Source organism: Bartonella australis AUST/NH1 (assembly GCF_000341355.1).
Lineage (GTDB): Bacteria > Pseudomonadota > Alphaproteobacteria > Rhizobiales > Rhizobiaceae > Bartonella > Bartonella australis.
Map to the genome: position 1 here is coordinate 60,487 of NC_020300.1, position 16,595 is coordinate 77,081.

General features: G+C 41.6%; 25 protein-coding genes. 12 read left to right on the forward strand and 13 right to left on the reverse strand.

Annotated elements, in window-relative coordinates:
* Positions 1-13 precede the first annotated feature (13 nt).
* Both BANH1_RS00230 and dapE read left to right on the forward strand, forming a co-directional pair.
* The gene (locus BANH1_RS00230) at positions 14-754 is read left to right on the forward strand and encodes a M48 family metallopeptidase (protein ID WP_015397446.1); all 741 of its coding nucleotides are present in this window, start codon (positions 14-16) and stop codon (positions 752-754) included.
* Positions 755-1,037: 283 nt separating this feature from the next.
* Positions 1,038-2,210 carry a succinyl-diaminopimelate desuccinylase gene (dapE, locus tag BANH1_RS00235; RefSeq protein ID WP_015397447.1) on the forward strand — a complete coding sequence of 391 codons (1,173 nt, stop codon included), beginning with the start codon at positions 1,038-1,040 and terminating at the stop codon, positions 2,208-2,210.
* Between the two features lie 66 nt (positions 2,211-2,276).
* Here dapE and hemW read toward each other — a convergent pair whose 3' ends face one another.
* The 4 genes from hemW to BANH1_RS00255 form a co-directional block, all read right to left on the reverse strand.
* Positions 2,277-3,476, reverse strand: a complete 1,200-nt coding sequence (gene hemW, locus BANH1_RS00240; RefSeq protein WP_015397448.1) for a radical SAM family heme chaperone HemW — start codon at positions 3,474-3,476, stop codon at positions 2,277-2,279.
* Complete coding sequence (locus BANH1_RS00245; RefSeq protein WP_015397449.1) at positions 3,476-4,123, reverse strand: non-canonical purine NTP pyrophosphatase; 648 nt, start codon at positions 4,121-4,123, stop codon at positions 3,476-3,478. Before BANH1_RS00245 ends, hemW begins: the two co-directional genes overlap by 1 nt.
* Positions 4,124-4,372: 249 nt before the next feature.
* Positions 4,373-4,684 (reverse strand): hypothetical protein, encoded by a 312-nt coding sequence (locus BANH1_RS00250; RefSeq protein WP_015397450.1) that lies wholly within the window; start codon positions 4,682-4,684, stop codon positions 4,373-4,375.
* Positions 4,681-5,049, reverse strand: a complete 369-nt coding sequence (locus tag BANH1_RS00255) for a plasmid mobilization protein (RefSeq protein ID WP_015397451.1) — start codon at positions 5,047-5,049, stop codon at positions 4,681-4,683. The genes BANH1_RS00250 and BANH1_RS00255 overlap by 4 nt, the downstream gene beginning before the upstream one ends.
* Before the next feature lie 256 nt (positions 5,050-5,305).
* Here BANH1_RS00255 and BANH1_RS00260 point away from each other — a divergent pair, with 256 nt between their 5' ends.
* The 3 genes from BANH1_RS00260 (at position 5,306) to BANH1_RS00270 (ending at position 6,901) form a co-directional block, all read left to right on the forward strand.
* The gene (locus BANH1_RS00260) at positions 5,306-5,569 is read left to right on the forward strand and encodes a TraK family protein (protein ID WP_015397452.1); all 264 of its coding nucleotides are present in this window, start codon (positions 5,306-5,308) and stop codon (positions 5,567-5,569) included.
* A 130-nt stretch (positions 5,570-5,699) separates the two neighbouring features.
* A complete protein-coding gene (locus BANH1_RS00265) occupies positions 5,700-6,431 on the forward strand; it encodes a nucleotide-binding protein (RefSeq protein WP_015397453.1) in 732 nt (243 codons plus the stop codon).
* 11 nt (positions 6,432-6,442) lie between these two features.
* Positions 6,443-6,901: a conjugal transfer protein TraM gene (locus tag BANH1_RS00270; protein WP_015397454.1), complete on the forward strand. Its 459-nt coding sequence runs from the start codon at positions 6,443-6,445 to the stop codon at positions 6,899-6,901.
* A 72-nt stretch (positions 6,902-6,973) separates the two neighbouring features.
* On the opposite strand, the gene BANH1_RS00275 is transcribed toward BANH1_RS00270, so the two are convergent.
* Both BANH1_RS00275 and BANH1_RS00280 read right to left on the reverse strand, forming a co-directional pair.
* Positions 6,974-7,297, reverse strand: a complete 324-nt coding sequence (locus BANH1_RS00275; protein ID WP_015397455.1) for a type II toxin-antitoxin system PemK/MazF family toxin — start codon at positions 7,295-7,297, stop codon at positions 6,974-6,976.
* Entirely contained in the window at positions 7,297-7,521 is a 225-nt protein-coding gene (locus BANH1_RS00280; protein WP_019224016.1) for an antitoxin MazE family protein, read from the reverse strand. Before BANH1_RS00280 ends, BANH1_RS00275 begins: the two co-directional genes overlap by 1 nt.
* Positions 7,522-7,664: 143 nt before the next feature.
* On the opposite strand from BANH1_RS00280, the gene BANH1_RS00285 reads away from it, so the two are divergent.
* The 3 genes from BANH1_RS00285 (at position 7,665) to BANH1_RS00295 (ending at position 9,116) form a co-directional block, all read left to right on the forward strand.
* Entirely contained in the window at positions 7,665-7,916 is a 252-nt protein-coding gene (locus BANH1_RS00285; protein ID WP_015397457.1) for an AbrB/MazE/SpoVT family DNA-binding domain-containing protein, read from the forward strand.
* A complete protein-coding gene (locus BANH1_RS00290) occupies positions 7,913-8,311 on the forward strand; it encodes a type II toxin-antitoxin system VapC family toxin (protein ID WP_015397458.1) in 399 nt (132 codons plus the stop codon). Before BANH1_RS00285 ends, BANH1_RS00290 begins: the two co-directional genes overlap by 4 nt.
* Before the next feature lie 286 nt (positions 8,312-8,597).
* The gene (locus BANH1_RS00295; RefSeq protein ID WP_015397459.1) at positions 8,598-9,116 is read left to right on the forward strand and encodes a replication/maintenance protein RepL; all 519 of its coding nucleotides are present in this window, start codon (positions 8,598-8,600) and stop codon (positions 9,114-9,116) included.
* Positions 9,117-9,275: 159 nt separating this feature from the next.
* Here BANH1_RS00295 and BANH1_RS00300 read toward each other — a convergent pair whose 3' ends face one another.
* A complete protein-coding gene (locus tag BANH1_RS00300) occupies positions 9,276-9,533 on the reverse strand; it encodes a hypothetical protein (protein ID WP_015397460.1) in 258 nt (85 codons plus the stop codon).
* Entirely contained in the window at positions 9,530-10,180 is a 651-nt protein-coding gene (locus BANH1_RS00305) for a ParA family protein (RefSeq protein WP_015397461.1), read from the reverse strand. The genes BANH1_RS00300 and BANH1_RS00305 overlap by 4 nt, the downstream gene beginning before the upstream one ends.
* Positions 10,181-10,393: 213 nt before the next feature.
* Here BANH1_RS00305 and BANH1_RS00310 point away from each other — a divergent pair, with 213 nt between their 5' ends.
* Entirely contained in the window at positions 10,394-10,687 is a 294-nt protein-coding gene (locus BANH1_RS00310) for a hypothetical protein (RefSeq protein ID WP_041582858.1), read from the forward strand.
* 114 nt (positions 10,688-10,801) lie between these two features.
* On the opposite strand, the gene BANH1_RS00315 is transcribed toward BANH1_RS00310, so the two are convergent.
* From BANH1_RS00315 to BANH1_RS00325, 3 genes are all read right to left on the reverse strand, one after another.
* Positions 10,802-11,134, reverse strand: a complete 333-nt coding sequence (locus BANH1_RS00315; protein ID WP_015397462.1) for a type II toxin-antitoxin system PemK/MazF family toxin — start codon at positions 11,132-11,134, stop codon at positions 10,802-10,804.
* Complete coding sequence (locus BANH1_RS00320) at positions 11,134-11,391, reverse strand: AbrB/MazE/SpoVT family DNA-binding domain-containing protein (protein WP_015397463.1); 258 nt, start codon at positions 11,389-11,391, stop codon at positions 11,134-11,136. Before BANH1_RS00320 ends, BANH1_RS00315 begins: the two co-directional genes overlap by 1 nt.
* A 198-nt stretch (positions 11,392-11,589) precedes the next feature.
* Positions 11,590-12,234: a recombinase family protein gene (locus BANH1_RS00325; protein WP_041582860.1), complete on the reverse strand. Its 645-nt coding sequence runs from the start codon at positions 12,232-12,234 to the stop codon at positions 11,590-11,592.
* A 214-nt stretch (positions 12,235-12,448) separates the two neighbouring features.
* Here BANH1_RS00325 and BANH1_RS00330 point away from each other — a divergent pair, with 214 nt between their 5' ends.
* Entirely contained in the window at positions 12,449-12,739 is a 291-nt protein-coding gene (locus BANH1_RS00330; RefSeq protein WP_015397465.1) for a CopG family ribbon-helix-helix protein, read from the forward strand.
* An 86-nt stretch (positions 12,740-12,825) separates the two neighbouring features.
* Here the strand turns inward: BANH1_RS00330 and BANH1_RS07605 are convergent, their stop codons facing one another.
* Entirely contained in the window at positions 12,826-13,188 is a 363-nt protein-coding gene (locus tag BANH1_RS07605; RefSeq protein ID WP_051039086.1) for a type II toxin-antitoxin system PemK/MazF family toxin, read from the reverse strand.
* Between the two features lie 257 nt (positions 13,189-13,445).
* Between BANH1_RS07605 and hrcA the strand changes: the two genes are divergently transcribed.
* Together hrcA and grpE are read left to right on the forward strand one after the other, a co-directional pair.
* Positions 13,446-14,516 (forward strand): heat-inducible transcriptional repressor HrcA, encoded by a 1,071-nt coding sequence (hrcA, locus tag BANH1_RS00340; protein ID WP_015397466.1) that lies wholly within the window; start codon positions 13,446-13,448, stop codon positions 14,514-14,516.
* Positions 14,517-14,636: 120 nt separating this feature from the next.
* Positions 14,637-15,311, forward strand: coding sequence for a nucleotide exchange factor GrpE (grpE, locus tag BANH1_RS00345; RefSeq protein WP_015397467.1), 675 nt, complete (start codon positions 14,637-14,639; stop codon positions 15,309-15,311).
* An 82-nt stretch (positions 15,312-15,393) separates the two neighbouring features.
* Here grpE and thpR read toward each other — a convergent pair whose 3' ends face one another.
* Positions 15,394-15,933: an RNA 2',3'-cyclic phosphodiesterase gene (gene thpR / locus BANH1_RS00350; RefSeq protein ID WP_015397468.1), complete on the reverse strand. Its 540-nt coding sequence runs from the start codon at positions 15,931-15,933 to the stop codon at positions 15,394-15,396.
* Positions 15,934-16,595: the final 662 nt, after the last annotated feature.

The following is a 16,595-nucleotide window of genomic DNA, read 5'->3' on the forward strand; positions in this document are numbered from 1 at the left end:
TGGCGCGTTTATTATGAAAAGGTACGTGGCCATTTATGAACGGGATTTTGTTCTTTCTGGTTGTGTCGTTCCTTTCCATGTGCGGGAGCATAAATATGCGCGCCGTTTTACATTGCGTATTGATGCGAGAGGGCAGCGCATTTGCTTGACGACGCCACCAGCGGTGGACCCTTGTGCAGTTCAGAGTTTCATTGATAGGCACAGGTCTTGGATCGAGGAGCGCTTCGCTTGCGTATTTTCTTCCTTTAAGAATTTTTCTCTCGAAGAGGGAGCGGCAATTCCCTTTTTAGGTGTCGCGCACATCATAACGCGTAAAGAAGGGCGGGGGATAGCTCAAATTGTTGCTGGTGATACAAAAAAGGAACCACAAATTATTATTTACAGCCGGTCGGAATATTTGCCTAGACGGGTTGCTGACGTTTTAAAAAAACAGGCTGAAATGATTATGACACCGCTGGCCGCACATTACGCCAGTAAAGTAGAGTGCAAAGTCAAATCAATCCGCTATAAAGATACCAAAAGCCTTTGGGGGTCGTGTTCGGCAGATGGGCGTTTATCCTTTTCATGGCGCTTAGTTATGGCGCCAAAAGAAATTATTGAATATGTTATTGCGCATGAAATATCTCACCTTATTGAGATGAATCATGGGCCAAAATTTTGGGCTCTTTGCGAAAAACTTTGTCCTAGCAGCAAAACTTATCAAGCTTGGCTGAAGAAAAATGGTCATATGTTGCAAGCTATTAATTTTCACTGATACGAAAAATAGGAAGTTTTTTCTAAGATTTTCTGTATTTTTGCTATTCCATGTTGTTTTGAAAATCTTATTTTTTTTGAGATGTGGCTCGAAAAAAGAATAGGTGGGCGGGTAGTTTATCCAGTGTTTCATTACGCGCGTGTTTAGCCTTATAGTCGCCCGATCGTTAAAGCTTCAAATAGTGTCTTTCCTGTTTTTTAAGCAGTTGCAGCATTTTACTTTATCTTTTATGTGATTCAGTTTAACATTTCAGGTGACCTTAATTTAGATTGGAATAGTGCTCATGACTGTTATCATGGATCCCATTCAGCTATTACAGGCACTTATTCGTTGTCCTTCTGTTACGCCTCGTGAAGCAGGCGCATTGTCGTTTTTAGAGCAATGCTTAAGAAAGATGGGTTTTAATGTTGAACGTCCTGTTTTTGCTGATATAAATACAGAAAATGTTGAAAATCTTTATGCAAAAATAGGCAATGAAAGCCCGCATCTTATGTTTGCCGGCCATAGTGATGTAGTGCCACCTGGTAAGTTAGAAAATTGGACTTATCCCCCTTTTGAGGGTGTAATAAATCAGGGAAAATTATATGGGCGGGGCGCTGCTGATATGAAGGGCGGGATTGCTTGTTTCATAGCGGCACTTGCTCGGTTTCTCGAGAAAAAACCGATAAAAGGAACAATAAGCCTTTTGATAACTGGCGATGAAGAGGGCCCCGCTATCAATGGTACTGTAAAACTTTTGGAATGGGCGGCGCAAAGGGGCGAGAAGTGGGATGCGGCTATCGTAGGTGAACCAACGAGCGTGGAGATTGTCGGCGATATGGTCAAAATCGGCCGCCGGGGGTCAATTTCTGGTATTATTACGGTTAAAGGTCGCCAAGGCCATGTTGCTTTTCCTGAGAGGGCAGCCAATCCATTGCCTTTAGTGAGTGAGCTCGTTCAAGCCTTAACACAAACTCCTTTAGATCAAGGAACAGAGAATTTTCAGGCGAGTAATTTGGAGTTGACAACTATTGATACAGGTAATTCTGTCACCAATGTCATCCCTGCGGAGACGACGGTGCGTTTCAATATACGCTACAATGATTTATGGACAAAGGAAACGCTTGTTTCTGAAATTGAAAATCGTCTTTCTTTGGTGCAATCAAAAAATGATCATAGCCAATTACCATATTACCAGCTTGAATGGACGCACAGTTCAGGAGGTGTTTTCTTAACTAAAAATGATGAGCTGATTAAAACCTTGTCAAACGCTATTAAAAGTGTGACAGGGGATATACCGGAATTATCAACTTCTGGCGGCACTTCAGATGCACGGTTTATCAAGGATTACTGTCCGGTTGTTGAATTTGGTTTACCGGGACAAACTATCCATATGGTAGACGAATGTGTAACTCTTGATGCAATGGAAAGCCTTACTTCTATTTATGAGCGTTTTATCGCCGATTTTTTTGCGTAAAGAGCTGATTTTGGCGCAAAAAAATAGTCATTACAGACGCAATTAGTGGGCTGAAATTTGACGATTTTAATTTGCTAGTTGGCGAATAACGTGATCGAGGAGAATACGTCCCGTTGCCGTGACTCGCAAGCGTTGAGTGTCCCCTACTTCTATCAGTCCTTGTTGCTGTAAATTTATGAGCTTTGTCGGGGATAAATTTCCCGAGTTTAAGGTTTTGTAACGCGAAAGGTCTAAACCTTCCGAAAGGCGTAGGCCCATGAGCAACATTTCATTAGCTTGTTGCAGGGTAGTTAAATGCTCCGTTTCGATGCATCCATGGCCAGTAGTTTCTACCAATTTGAGCCAACGTTCGGGGTGTTTTTCGTTCATTGTGGCATATCGTGCATGATTTTCGATTGTATATGATATTACCTCTGAAGAGGGCGAAGAGTTTTGTAGTGGACGCTTAATTAAGCGCCCGTGCGCACCTGGACCAAAACCCACATATTCATGATAACGCCAATAAAGAAGATTATGGCGTGATTCAGCACCAGGGGTTGCATGGTTTGAGATTTCGTAGGCCGGGAGGCCGTGCATAGTGGTTATTTCTTGGGTGAGATTATAAAGGCTTGTTGCTAGCTCTGATACTGGGAGGATAAGTTTTCCCGCATCATGAAGCCGTTTAAAAGCGGTTCCTTCTTCAATAGTGAGCTGGTAAAGAGAGAGGTGATCTGCAGCTAAATCAATAGCTTGAAAAAGTTCACATTCCCACTGTTTAAGTGTTTGTTCAGGACGGGCATAGATTAAATCAAAAGAGAGACGTGCGAAGATTTTACGTGCTAAAGCGATAGCGTGGAGAGCTTGTTTGACATTATGGAGGCGACCAAGTTTTTGCAGCGCTTCATCATTAAGTGCTTGCACACCCAGTGACAGGCGGTTGACACCTGCTGCACGATAGCCGCGAAAACGCTCTGCTTCTACGCTAGAGGGGTTAGCCTCTAATGTAATTTCGGTTTTATCATCGACAATCCAGTTTTTTGCAACGGTTTGTAATAAGGTATCAACAGTTTGAGGTGTCATGAGGGAAGGTGTCCCCCCGCCTATAAAAATACTGGTAACGTAACGTTGTCCGGTCTCACGATACCGCGTTGCCATTTCGCGTTTAAAGGCAGCTACAAAACGCGGTTGATCTACTCCATGTACGCGAACATGGGAGTTAAAATCACAATATGGACATTTAGTAGTGCAAAAGGGCCAATGAATGTAAATGCCAAAGGGTTCAGTCATTAAAGTTCCGAGAGTTTTTCTGTAAAAAGCCTGAGGGCGCGCGCGCGATGCGAAAGAGGGGGCGTTTTATCATGCAGCTTCCAACCATGTTTTTGCTCTACTGACATTTCGCCAAAGGTATTTTCATATCCATCGGGTAAAAAAATAGGATCCAAGCCGAAACCTTTATTTCCACGTGGTGGCCAAATTAATGTTCCCTCAACGCTGCCGCGAAAATAATCTGCGTATCCGTCAGGCCATGCGATACAAATAGTCGATACGAATCGGCATTTGCGTTGGCTTTTTCTCAAAGCTCCGATTTTTTGTAGTTTATCTTCTATTTTTTGCATAGCTTTAAAAAAATCACGTGTACCATCAGATTGCAAGGCCCAGTCAGCCGTATAAACGCCTGGCGCACCACCTAGTGCGCTCACTTCTAAGCCTGAATCATCGGATAAAGCAGGGAGTTTCGTGGCTTTTGCTGCCGAGAAGGCTTTAATATAGGCGTTTTCTTCAAATGTTGTTCCTGTTTCTTTTGGTTCGGGCAAGCTGAGTTCTTTCACCGATTGTGTTGTTAAGCCGAAAGGGGCAAGCAATATCGTCATTTCACGCAATTTGTTGGTGTTATGCGTGGCGATAACGAGTTTTTTAACTGCTATGCTTCTCATATGTTTTTTCCTAAATAAGGGATTAATTGGTTATTTAATCAAAATTTTTTTCTCAGAGTAACAGGTTCGGCGATATCGGATTTGGCAAGTTTTAGCAATTAAAATGCGGTTTCATTGGAAGATTTACTTTCAGTAATGACTGAATTTTACACAGGTTCTGCGATCCGCTATAATAACGTCAAGTGTCGCTGTTAGTTTAGGGGTGTTTATCATAAATCAATATCAATAACCGATGTACTTCCGTAAAATTTACAGAAAATACTGCTGGCGCATTTTTAAAAACTCATCGGCAGCTTTTTTTAGCGTATCGCGATCAGCTTTATTTTTTAAATCGCAATTTTCAAATAAAGCATCAGCAGGATCGTCTGTGTTACAATTAGTCACCCGACAGCTTTTAACCTTCTCGCCATTTACCCCGTCGCTCGTTGTATCTAGAATATAATCAGCTGTCCGTTGCCAACTCACGGGGTCACTGCCCCCCTTAGCTCCTATTATATATTTGATCAATTTTGACGAACTCGATGATCTGTCTGACTTACCAACAATGCGATGAGCTATCACTTTCTCACCTGTTGTATAATTGAACGAATTTCATTCTGTAAAACACGGAAATCATTCATCATGGCTTCTACATCAGCTGGTCTGGCCCCCTGACCATGCTTTTCCAAAAGCCACAATTTTAGTAATCCTGCTACCCGACCAAGATCACCACTCACACGAACGAGATCATTAATGGCTGTTAAATCAGTACGCGCTCTGACAGATTTACGAAGCCCTGCAAACTTCATATAAGAAGATAAAGATGAACCAGCCTGACGAGCCTTATCGGTTAACTCATCCTTTTCGTCTTTAGTCACCCAGACGTCTATACGCTGCTTTAGAGATCTAATACCCGGCTTCTTATGTTTTTCTTCTACACTGTTCATCAATAATTCTTTTTGGTGTTTTTATAAGTTTCAACCTCTTAGACTCGTCGAGCTGCAAGCGAGTAAGAAATAGTATTGTACCGGTACAATACACATCTTCCAGACAATTCAACAAATAATTACATGGTTCCAATCTAATAATTTCTATGAATAGCTTTAAATTATATTAATTCGTGTAAAATTGTACTATATGGCACATAATTGTACTGTATAATCCATAATGGATATATCTTGACTTAAATGAGAGGAAATAGTGATGACAGAGCCACCAAATACAAAATCACGTAGAGGTGAGGGACGTGTCACATTTTTATTTCACATAGAAGAATTCCGTGAACTGCTGACAGCAGGTCACGGACAAATTGTAATCTATGAGAATTTTGGAGGTAGAGCAAAACTGGGTATGAGCTACTCCCAATTTAGTCGCTACATTAATAGGTATATTAAAGGAAAAAAAGAAGAGAGAAGACAAAGAAGCTCTCGTAAATTTGCTTCATCAACTCTCTCTGATCCTCTATAGAAATAACAAAAGATCAAAAAAACGACAGAACCTCCACCGAAAAATTCGACAAAAAATATTCCGTATTTAAATACAACCCAAAAGATGGAAATGATCGCGATGACTTCATCTGAAAACAACCTTTCACCTATTGAATAACTCTACTCGTCAAGTTCACTTTACACTGCAAGGGAAGGGCGGTGTAGGTAAATCTTTTATTTCATCTTTACTCGTTCAATATCTCAAGAGTAAAGACAAACCAATTACAGCTATAGACACTGATCCAGTAAACGCCACGCTTAGTGGTTATAAAGCCTTCAATACTCAGCGTCTTGAGCTAATGGAAAATGGTTCACTTATAGAACGAAATTTTGATCACCTGATAGAAAAAATTATAAGTGAATATAGCAATTTCGTAATTGATAATGGCGCAGCTTCATTTATTCCACTATCTTATTACATCGCTGAAAATGACACCATAAGTGCAATTGTAGAAAATGGCAAGCAAGTCGTTATTCATACAGTTATAACTGGTGGGCGAGCTATGCGTGATACTCTTAGTGGATTTGCCTCACTAGCTGAACAAATACCAGGAGATGTAGATTTAATTATCTGGCTGAATGAGTTTTTCGGTGACATTGAAGCAGAAGGGAAAACTTTTGAAAAAATGAGAGTCTACCAAGAAAATAAGGATCGCATACGGGGTATTGTGCGTATCATTCGTCATACTGGTAGCACATTTGGAGAAGACATAAAACTGATGCTTGATAGCAAACTCACCTTCGATGAAATCAACCAATCATCAGATTTTGGTCGCATGTCTAAATCAAGGCTTTCCAAAGTCAAAAATCACCTTTTTGATCAGTTGTCTATTATCATCTAAGGAGATTTCTAATGATTGACTTTGATAAAATACGAAAACAAGTAGCTATCAAACACAACGTATTACTTAGCGAAGATGATCCAATACTCGTTATTGTTACAATCAATGAAATAATCTTGGGTCACTATTTTGAACTTATTTCCACTCAGTACGACGAAGCTGCTAGAGTCTTAACCACAAGTTTACAACAACAAATTGAACTATCTAAAGAAATAGCCAGTAAGATCATCACTGACTCAGCAGAATATGTTAGTGATCAGATGCAACAAGCCATAAACGACGCTATTACTCCCACTCTCAATGAGCTAAAAGAGCAAGTAAATAGTGTACGAGCAATAACCAATAATGCAGTTATAAACAATCAAAAGGCACAGAAATTCGTAAGTACGGCGCGTCTAGCAGCTGCTTTATCTTGGGCAGCGGCAGCGATAACCATAGCGTGGGGATTAGTGATTTTATTTGTAAAATGAGAAAAAAGAGAGTTTTTAAATAAAGCAACTATTTGTGACACCAAGATGAAACTTTCCGACACAATTTCATCTTCATTTTACTATTCCTAAAAATACAGCTAAACAGCGTTCAATTTCCACCATTTTATCTGCATGAACGAAGCCAAAAGCTGGGCTAACTTTTTCACATCTTACCGTCATAGTCTTATCAATCATGACCTGAGAAGTTTTTTGTAAACCATTTTGGGTATCTGGTTGGAGAGTAATGCGCAGTAATGGCGCCGCAACAAGTGTGCTGGTAATGGGTAAAACCGTTACGCTTGTATGTTCGCTAAATTGATCGGCTTGAATGATTAACGCAGGTCTTGGTTTACCAAAATCGCCTTGCATAGCTATTGTTACGAAAGATCCACGCATCATTCTGTCCAGCCATCAACATCCATTAAAGATTGATCCATTAACAACTGCATAGATGTGTCTGTTTTATCCATTTTTGCCACTAAGCGGCATTGGCGTCGACACTCTTCTGCAAAGTTCGGTTGGCGAGTATCTGGTACCCAAATTTGCATTAAGCGCAATCCGGCTTTTCTCTGCGCGTTGCGATGTTTTTGAACGCGTTCATTGACGTGCATTGTAGCCATAACAAAACCTCCATCATGTTTCATGTAACGTATAACATAGAGAAAAGTTACATGAAACATAATTTTGAATAAAAAGGTAATTGATTTTTACATTACTTTTTATATATACTCAAGAGTTATATTAATCGTAAGAGGATTTTTCTATGCCTTCATTAACTGTTACAGCAAAAGGACAAATTACGCTGAAGCGGGATGTGCTACAGCACCTTGGTGTTAAACCAGGCGAGCGGATAGATTTTGATAAGTTGCCTGGGGGTGAACTTCGTATAAAAGCAGCACAACCTACAAGCACAATTGATAGCTTCATTGGACGATTTTCTGGAAAAGTAAAAAAAACACTGACCATTGAAGAAATGAATGAAATTACTGCTTCTGGTTGGGCTGGGAAAAAATGAAAATTTCTGTAGATACAAATGTTCTAGTACGTGCTGTTTTACAAAATGATAAAAAGCAAGGTGAAGCAGCAAGTAAGATCTTAAGAGAAGCTTCTCTCATAGCTATTTCTTTGCCTTGTCTATGCGAACTTGTTTGGATACTTCGCCGAGGTGCAAAATTATCAAAGGAGGATGTAGCTGGAATGTTACATGATCTGCTAGCAACCAGTAATATAGTAATGAATCGACCAGCTGTTGAAGCAGGGCTTGCTATTCTAGAGGCCGGTGGAGACTTTGCTGATGGAATTATATATTATGATGGTAACTGGCTAGGCGGTGAGACCTTTGTTTCTTTTGATAAATTAGCAATCGACCTGTTAACGCAAAACGGGAGGTCAGCAAAACTCCTTTCCTAATGAGTAAGCGAATAGCTGGAAAAGAGCTATCTATATAATGCTTGTATTTTGTTTTTTTATAAAATCCTCACATTGATTTTAGAGGTTATTATAAAGGCACAGAAATTCGTAAGTACGGCGCGTTTAGCAGCTGCTTTAGCTTGGGCAGCGGCAACGATAACTATAGTGGGGGGATTAGTGATTTTATTTGTAAAATAAGAAATAAGTTTTTTAAATAAAACAATTACTTGTGATACCAAGATGAAATATCGTTGCCTTACAGAGATTCGCGATATAATATATCGAGATGACAGCAACATATAAAAAGCCTAGACGCTATAAAAAAAATCCTTTCACGACAAATATGGCGCTGCAAGTAAAAAATCAAAAAGTCAGAATATCACGTATTGGTCATAATAATGACATCAATAAATTAATAGATGAAATCCAAGGTGCTCATGTAATCACATATAAGCCTGTGGGTTCACAGGAATTCAGCGAACAACTCATTACTGATATAGCCCTTGTATTTGGACTTAACCTATCAGGAAGAAAGACTTTTGGGATGTTACTCTGGATGATTCAAAGTCTAAGTAACAATCAAAATCTAGTAGAGTTAAATAAAGCTGCTTGGCGGAATTTTTTAGATTCTCATAAAAAAGAAGAACTAGCTCTGTCTCTTCCGACTTTCTCAAGGGGGTTAGTAGAGTTAGAAAAGGCAAAAATCATTGCAAAGCATTTGCGTAAAGGCTGGTACTTCATCAACCCGAATTTCATTTTTAAAGATGACCGTGTAGCTTTCACAACTGTAATTCACAAAAAATAGAAAAATTAAAATAGTATACGACGCTTTAAGTATTTAATAAACGAGCTGTCAGTGTCATCTAGCCCTATGCTGGCCTGTGATCAGGGTGCAAAAATTTCGACCATCTTCCATTTTGGTGCTCATACTGCACCCTCCTGCAAAATCACTTAGGCAATCTAATCATGGATGGTTCTTTTCGTATTCATCGAACACGACACACAAAAGCTCGTTGAGCTTCATGTCATGGGCTGCCGCATACATACGAAAGCGGCGACGAAAATCGCCAGTCACACGGAAATTGAGAGGCTGATTGTTTGCCTCATTTTCCCCCTGCCCTGCTGTTAAGATTTCGGTGCGGGTCGGCATGCCTTCGGTGGGCGCGGCCTTGCCTTTGGTTGCCACAAGGCCGGATAGGTCTACTTGTTTCTTCGTGCTCATAGCGCTTCTCTCTTTTTGGCTTTCGTTTTAATTTTTAATCGTTCAAGCACGAAAGCAAGAATTTTGCCCACCTCGTCGGCGCTGCGCCCGTTCGGGCCGGTTTCTTGGACGGTTTGGCCATCGATCATTGATGATGCGAAGTCCACGCGGTCATGAACCAGCACAGGGGCGACTTCGCCATGCGCTGATAGCGTGGCCATTGCCTGCACAGTCAGGCGAGCGTTTGGCTTGGCTTGGGTCGCGATGAACGCAAAAGGGCGCTTTGCGGCGTTCACAATGTCCACAGTGCTGCCGACTGCCCGAAGGTCATGCGGGGACGGACGGGCCGGGATCAGCACAAGATCGGCCAGCTCGACCACACTTTCAATGCTGGTAGTGATCGCTGGCGGTGTGTCGATCACTACCAGCTTGAATCCGGCCTGTGCGAGCGCTTCCAGCTTCGTACTTAGGTCTTTGATGGTCGATGATGCAAAGGCCGGGGATTCCGCTTCTCTTGCATTCCACCATGCAGCAAGCGAGCCTTGCGGGTCAGTATCAATCATGACGACTGGGCCAATTCCGGCAAGCTCTGCTGCAACTGCGATATGACCTGCAAGGGTTGTTTTCCCAGGTCCGCCCTTCTGTGTTGCCAAAACCAACTTTTTCATACGTCCTCGTGCTTAAGCGATTTATATTGCAATCATTCTATCTTGTTCGCGTCTATAGCACAATAACAAAAAGCACGCAAGCACGCTAACTTTCAATATTTATTGCGTGCTTTTACCTTAAAGACTAAGTATTTGTAATGTATATTATTTTTTCCGATTTGCACGGCTGTCATGAACGGGGTTTAGCCCTGCCTTTTGGTGTTATCTTTCGCAATGGCGCGGTACATCGTGGCTCGATGCACACCCAAGATTCGACAAGATACTCAGCCCGCAGGATTTGAGCCGCTAAAACCGGCAGAGCAGGTTTTTACCAGCAAACCACAGGCACAACAGGCGAAAACGACCTTTGAATTTGAGCGCAAAGGGGCAATGACGGCCAAGCAAGCCTTGGAGAAGACCGACCAGGTGAAGGCGCAGTTTAAGGAACAGCAGCGGCAAGAAACCCTTGAGAAAATTAAGGCTGTTCGCGCCCGTGATCAAGAGAAGGCCCAAGAGCGCGAGAGATGATTTATGGCAGTGAAATTAATGAAATGCCGCTATTGCAGCAGGGGCGGGCTGCATATCACAGCTCGTCGCTGCCCCCGATGCGGGGGCCGGGAACCATGCTCACGGCCGCAGTCATCACTCAAGAATGGTGGCGAGTTTCGCCATAACTTCATCAATGACCGCAGCGGGCACGCTTTCGAGTTTACGACCCCGACGAGATCCAATGTCCAACGCTCTAGGTTGATCGCAGCGCACAACTCCTGTTGTTTGAGTCCCTGCTCTCATGAGGGAGACGGTAAAGCCTGCAGTCCGGGCAAAGTTGCTCCCGCTTGTGATCGGCAGAACGATTGAGGTTTTCGTCAGACGGTTAAACGCACCCGGCGACACGATCAGCACCGGGCGCGTGCCTTGTTGTTCATGGCCTGATGTGGGGTTGAGAGACACCAGAAAGATATCGCCTCGCTCCATTACAGCAGCTCACCACCAACGGGCTTGGAATCCAGCCACTCCCGATCTTCGGCGGTCAGCTCGGCAGAAGGGTCACATTGAGCAAGCAGCTCATCGAGCGTGTAGCGTGCGCGGGCTTGTGGCTCGATAATGAGTTTTCTGCCATCAACGGCCATCCCGACCTTGGCCCCCGGCTGAAGGCGGAGCACATCAAGCAGAGCAGGAGGAACAGCCAGCATGACTGACCCGCCGACCTTGCGCAGAGTTGTGGTGTGCATCGAGCAGCTCCTTTAAAAGAAAGTTATACAAAAATATAACATAGCCGCCCTGCCTTTTCAAGTCCATGTGTTGTACACGTCGCATAAATTTGTCGCGTCGCATATTCTAGTATATGTGATTGATGCGACACTTCGAGAAGCAGGCTACGGGCTTTTTGTTAAGTTTGCCTAACTGTAGCAAAACTTAGGATAAAAAGGCTATCCATTTGGCATAGTGATAATAGGTTTAGTTTTTGTAGGCTTGATATTTTTACGTTCAATAAATAAACGCAAGGTATTCACACCAACCCCTAATGTCTTAGCAATACGGCTCTGTGACAAACCAATATTGATGAATGCTTGCACTTCATTAATGTGATTGTCGAGCTTTAAGTGCGTGGCAATACTTCCTTTTGGACGCCCTAATTTTATTCCTCGTTGACGCGCAACATTTAATGCTTCTTTTGTACGTGTTTGAATTAAATGCCTCTCAATTTGTGCTACCATACCTAGTACAGTTGCTATGATATCACTTTGTAAACTCCCATCCATGATAAGATTTTGTTTTGTTACATGAACAATTAAACCACGTTCACTAGCAGCTTTAAGAATTTCTAAGACAGCAAGAGAAGAACCTGCTATACGAGAAAACTCAGGAGTTAATAATACATCTCCCCGTTCTGCTTTTTGAATCAAAGCACCAAGTTTACGCTTTCTCCAATCTTTTCCTCTGCTTGTAATTTCTTCTTCAATGTGAAGTGGTGCAAAGCCATTTTTGTTAGCATATTCTAACAATCCAAATTTTTGATTTTGTGTATCTTGTCCATCACGAGAAACACGTAAATAGGCATAAAATTTCGTCATGTTCATTAAAAACGTCAATTCAGATAAAAACTGATATATTTTTATTCAAAAAAACTTGAAGTAAATATCTATTTTTGTCTCCGAAAAAATGATCGTTTTTTGGATATGAAACCGCAAAATAGATATAAATATCTATTCTAACAGTACCTATTGGAAAAATAATTAAAATGTATTACATTAGAACTACAATGTAACACATTAAGTGGGGAGTAAAATGGCTGAGACAACATTTACCTTTCGCGTTGATGACATATTAAAAAATGAATTTTCCAAAGCAGCAAAGGCGTGCGATAGATCTGACGCACAATTGTTGCGCGATTATATGCGCGATATCGTAAAAGAACAAAAAGAAAAAAGTGCATACGATTTATGGTTTCGGGAACAAATTCAATTAGGGATAAATTCTGCTAATGCAGGTGATGTAATATCTTCTGAAGAAATCGAAACAGAAGCAAAGGAATGGCGCTTAGAAACACAAAGTAAACTAGACAGATCAACTTTATGAAGCTAATTTGGACACAAGTAGCACATGTTGACCGCAAAAAGATACGTGAATACATATCACAAGATAATCCTTCTGCTGCCTTCTCCTCACCGAAGCGAGGAAGCGGCTACCCTATCTGGCAACGTATCTGCGCAATAATATATGCATTTTAAATATCTTTGTAAAGAAGTTGGACGTGGTAGATTACGCAGCATAAGCGTTAAAACCTTATTGAAATCATTTTCCGGTAAACGTGGAATATAGCCTGAAGCGCTTAAACGAGACACAGAAACGGTTGTGATATAATCGCAAATTACCCATGCTTGTTTTCCATCCAAAGGCGAATAAATTGGGTAAGCTATGGCATTATCAGGCTGTGGCTTTGTAGTGAGTGGTAAAACTGTTACATTGTCATAAAGATGAGCAGTTTTTGAAGAATTTATTGTGGGGGATTTTTGCCGTATTTGCAATTAACTGAAGAAATTGTAAAATATAAATATTACTGAATTTTACGGGTAAAAGGCTCTTTTGAGTGTTTTGTAGTATCCTTTTAAATGAAGCTTGTTTGCGCCTTTGAAGGCAGATGTGGAACGCCCCTTTCTTTTTTGACGGCAAGCATTTTTGTAGTATACGTAATGTTCTGCCCGCACTGCTCTAGGATGTTTGACCAAATTTTGACAAAACTTATATAAAAAGAGGACGTTTTTAAAGTAGTGAAACAATCGTTATGAAGCGCGCACCTATTAGTCATGAACTTAAAGGCCTTGATGAGCGTTCATGTGATATTTTTCGTCATATCGTTGAAGCTTATCTTAATGACGGTGAGCCGGTAGGTTCACGCAATCTTTCGCGGCTTTTGCAGCAGGCATTATCACCCGCGACGATTCGCAATGTAATGAGTGATCTCGAGCACCTCGGTTTGATTTATGCTCCTCATGTGTCTGCGGGGCGAATGCCGACGCAATCGGGTTTGCGATTTTTTGTTGACGCATTTATGGAAGTAGGTGATTTGCCTACCAAGGAGCGCGAAAATATTGAGACTCAGGTCAAAGAGGCTGGTCGCGCGCAGTCAGTTGAGCACTTTTTGATCCAAGCAAGTCAGATTCTTTCTGGCCTCTCGCGCGGAGCAGGATTGGTCTTGGCGACGAAACAGGAAGGTACATTGAAGCATATCGAATTTGTGCGCCTTGATGGGGAGCACGCCCTCGCGGTTTTGGTGACGCAGACAGGTGAAGTTGAAAATCGTATTATTCATTTACCGGAGGGTGTTACTCACGCTCAGTTGACGGAGGCAACTAATTTTCTTAATGCCCATATTCAGGGTCGTACGCTCAGTGAAGCTAAAACGGAAATTGCGCGTTTATGCGCAGAAACGCGGGTTGCACTTGATCAATTATCTCATCATCTTGTCGAAACTGGGTTGGCTCTTTGGGGAGGAGAAGGTGCTGATCATAAAATACGCCTCATTGTTCGCGGGCGGAGCAATTTACTTGAAGATGTAAAAGCGGAAGAAGATTTAGAGCGGTTACGACACTTATTTGATGATCTTGAAACGCGTGAAAGCATGGCGCAGCTACTCGATTTGGCGGATGAAGGTTCAGGAGTACGTATTTTTATTGGTTCAGAAAATAAATTATTTTCACTTTCTGGTTCTTCTTTAGTGGTAGCGCCTTATTGTGATTCACAGAGGAGGGTGATTGGCGCTTTGGGTGTTATTGGGCCGACACGGCTTAATTATGCAAGGATTGTTCCTATGGTTGATTATACAGCTCAGCTTGTATCTCAGTTACTGCGTTAGCGCGGTGAGGTATTCTGTTGTGAACGTGTATTATGTTAAGATAAATAAATACCTCTTGATTTTCGGCCCCAAAATTTCGATATCGAAGGTAATAAATCTCGTGAAGGAATGGAATTTTATATGTCTGACGAAAAAAATAAATTTGCTGATGCTTCATTTGAAAATTGCGATTTAAAAAATAAAGCTGATCGCGATACGTTAAAAAAAGCTGCCGATGAGTTTTTAAAAATGCGCAAAGCTGAGGCTTGCGTAGACATTGAAGAAGAGGAAGGTGAGACCACTGATCCCTTGGCCGCTTTGCAGGATGAAAATAAAGACCTAAAAGACCAAATTTTACGCCTCGCCGCGGATATGGAAAATCTTCGTCGCCGCACTGCGCGCGATGTAGCTGACGCAAGAACTTACTCTATCGCCAATTTTGCTCGTGATATGTTGTCCGTTTCCGATAATCTTAATCGTGCGTTGGAAGCTATTCCGGAAGGCGCGCGCGAAAAAGATGCTGGTTTGAAAATGTTGGCAGAGGGCGTTGAGATGACCGAGCGCGCAATGATGACAGCTTTGGAACGTCATGGGGTAACGAAAATCCACCCAGAGGGGCAAAAATTTGATCCCCATTTTCATCAAGCGATGTTCGAAATTCCTAATTCTGATGTCCCGGATAACACTGTTCAGCAAGTGGTTCAGGCAGGTTATGTTATCGGTGAACGTGTTTTACGTCCTGCGATAGTTGGTGTGGCTAAGGGAGGGACAAAAGAAACTCCTGGCGAATCCAACTCGACTCGGGTGCACCAGTAACGAACCCCCCTCCCGCACTCGGTGCAGCACTATTAAAGCGCACCACCGATCGTTTTTTAAAATATACTTTTAAAAAGCGATTTTAAGCCTGAAGCGGCCAGCTTCCTTTTACTACATAAAGAGCGTCGCTTGAAGGGTTTTCTGATAACAGTAAAACAAAGCGGTCAACTTCAAAGGGAGCCAAAGAAAGACTGCTTCGGGAAGATAAATAAAGGGAAAGATCTTCGGGTTTAACGTCGAGCAACCGCGCAAGAGTGATGTGCGGAGTGAATAATGTTTCATCAGGAGTTAGCCCTAAGTAACTCCGGATGCGTTGTATTTTTTCATGTAAAGAGCTAAGAATTTCGCAAGGTTCAATTCGAACGACAAGAGAATGAGGAGCAGTTGCTGAACCCAAAATTTTAAAATTGACGGGATGTAGCGCAAAAGGCGGACATTTTATTGTATTGAAAGCATGAATAAGTTCATCGGCTATAGAGTCTTCGACTTCACCAAAAAAAGATAAAGTGACGTGAAAATTTTTCGGATTAATCCACTGTGCTTTTGGTAAGCCGTTTTGCAGCGATATGAGCTCTTCTGTTGTTCGTTGGGGAATTTGAATAGCACTAAATAAACGTAACATTATTATATCCTTATGGTCAAAGATGCTGTTTTGAATGTAACGGTGAGTACCGTTTCTTTACGAAGCGGGCAACGGTGCAGACAAAAAGCGACTAAAAAATGGCCATCGTGACTATAAATTAAACTTATAAAGCCGGTTGCGTTTAAGAAAGAAATGCTGATGCCAATGAGAAGTAGTGCTAACGTAAATTTAAGTGCAAAAACCCACAGCTGTACGATTTGTATAACTATTAGTGTTTAATAATTTTCTAAATTATATTGGTCCCATTAACATACTTATGCTGTGTTTCTCATTTTATTGTCAAAGCTTAAAACATGAAATAACAAAAAAAGGCCTGGGGAAAAGCTTTAATTCCGTTAAGACAGGAAGCTTAATGCTTGCAGTGGTTTCGATGCGTTCTTTTTCGATAATGAAAAAGCTATATTTAAACAATATCTCGCCAAATATGCTGTTCACTAAGATGAGCGCGCTGTATTTATAGTTTAAAAGAGAAATTCAATTATAATACTATTTTGGCGTTGTCTCGTGTTACCGTCAATATAGATGTCTGTCGTTAAAAATTTTTCTTAAGAAAATTCGGTAGTTGCAACTATATCGCTGAAGAAGGATATTTTAACAGTCTGCTAAGCGGCTGTATGAGTATGCTTTACGGAGATTGAGGT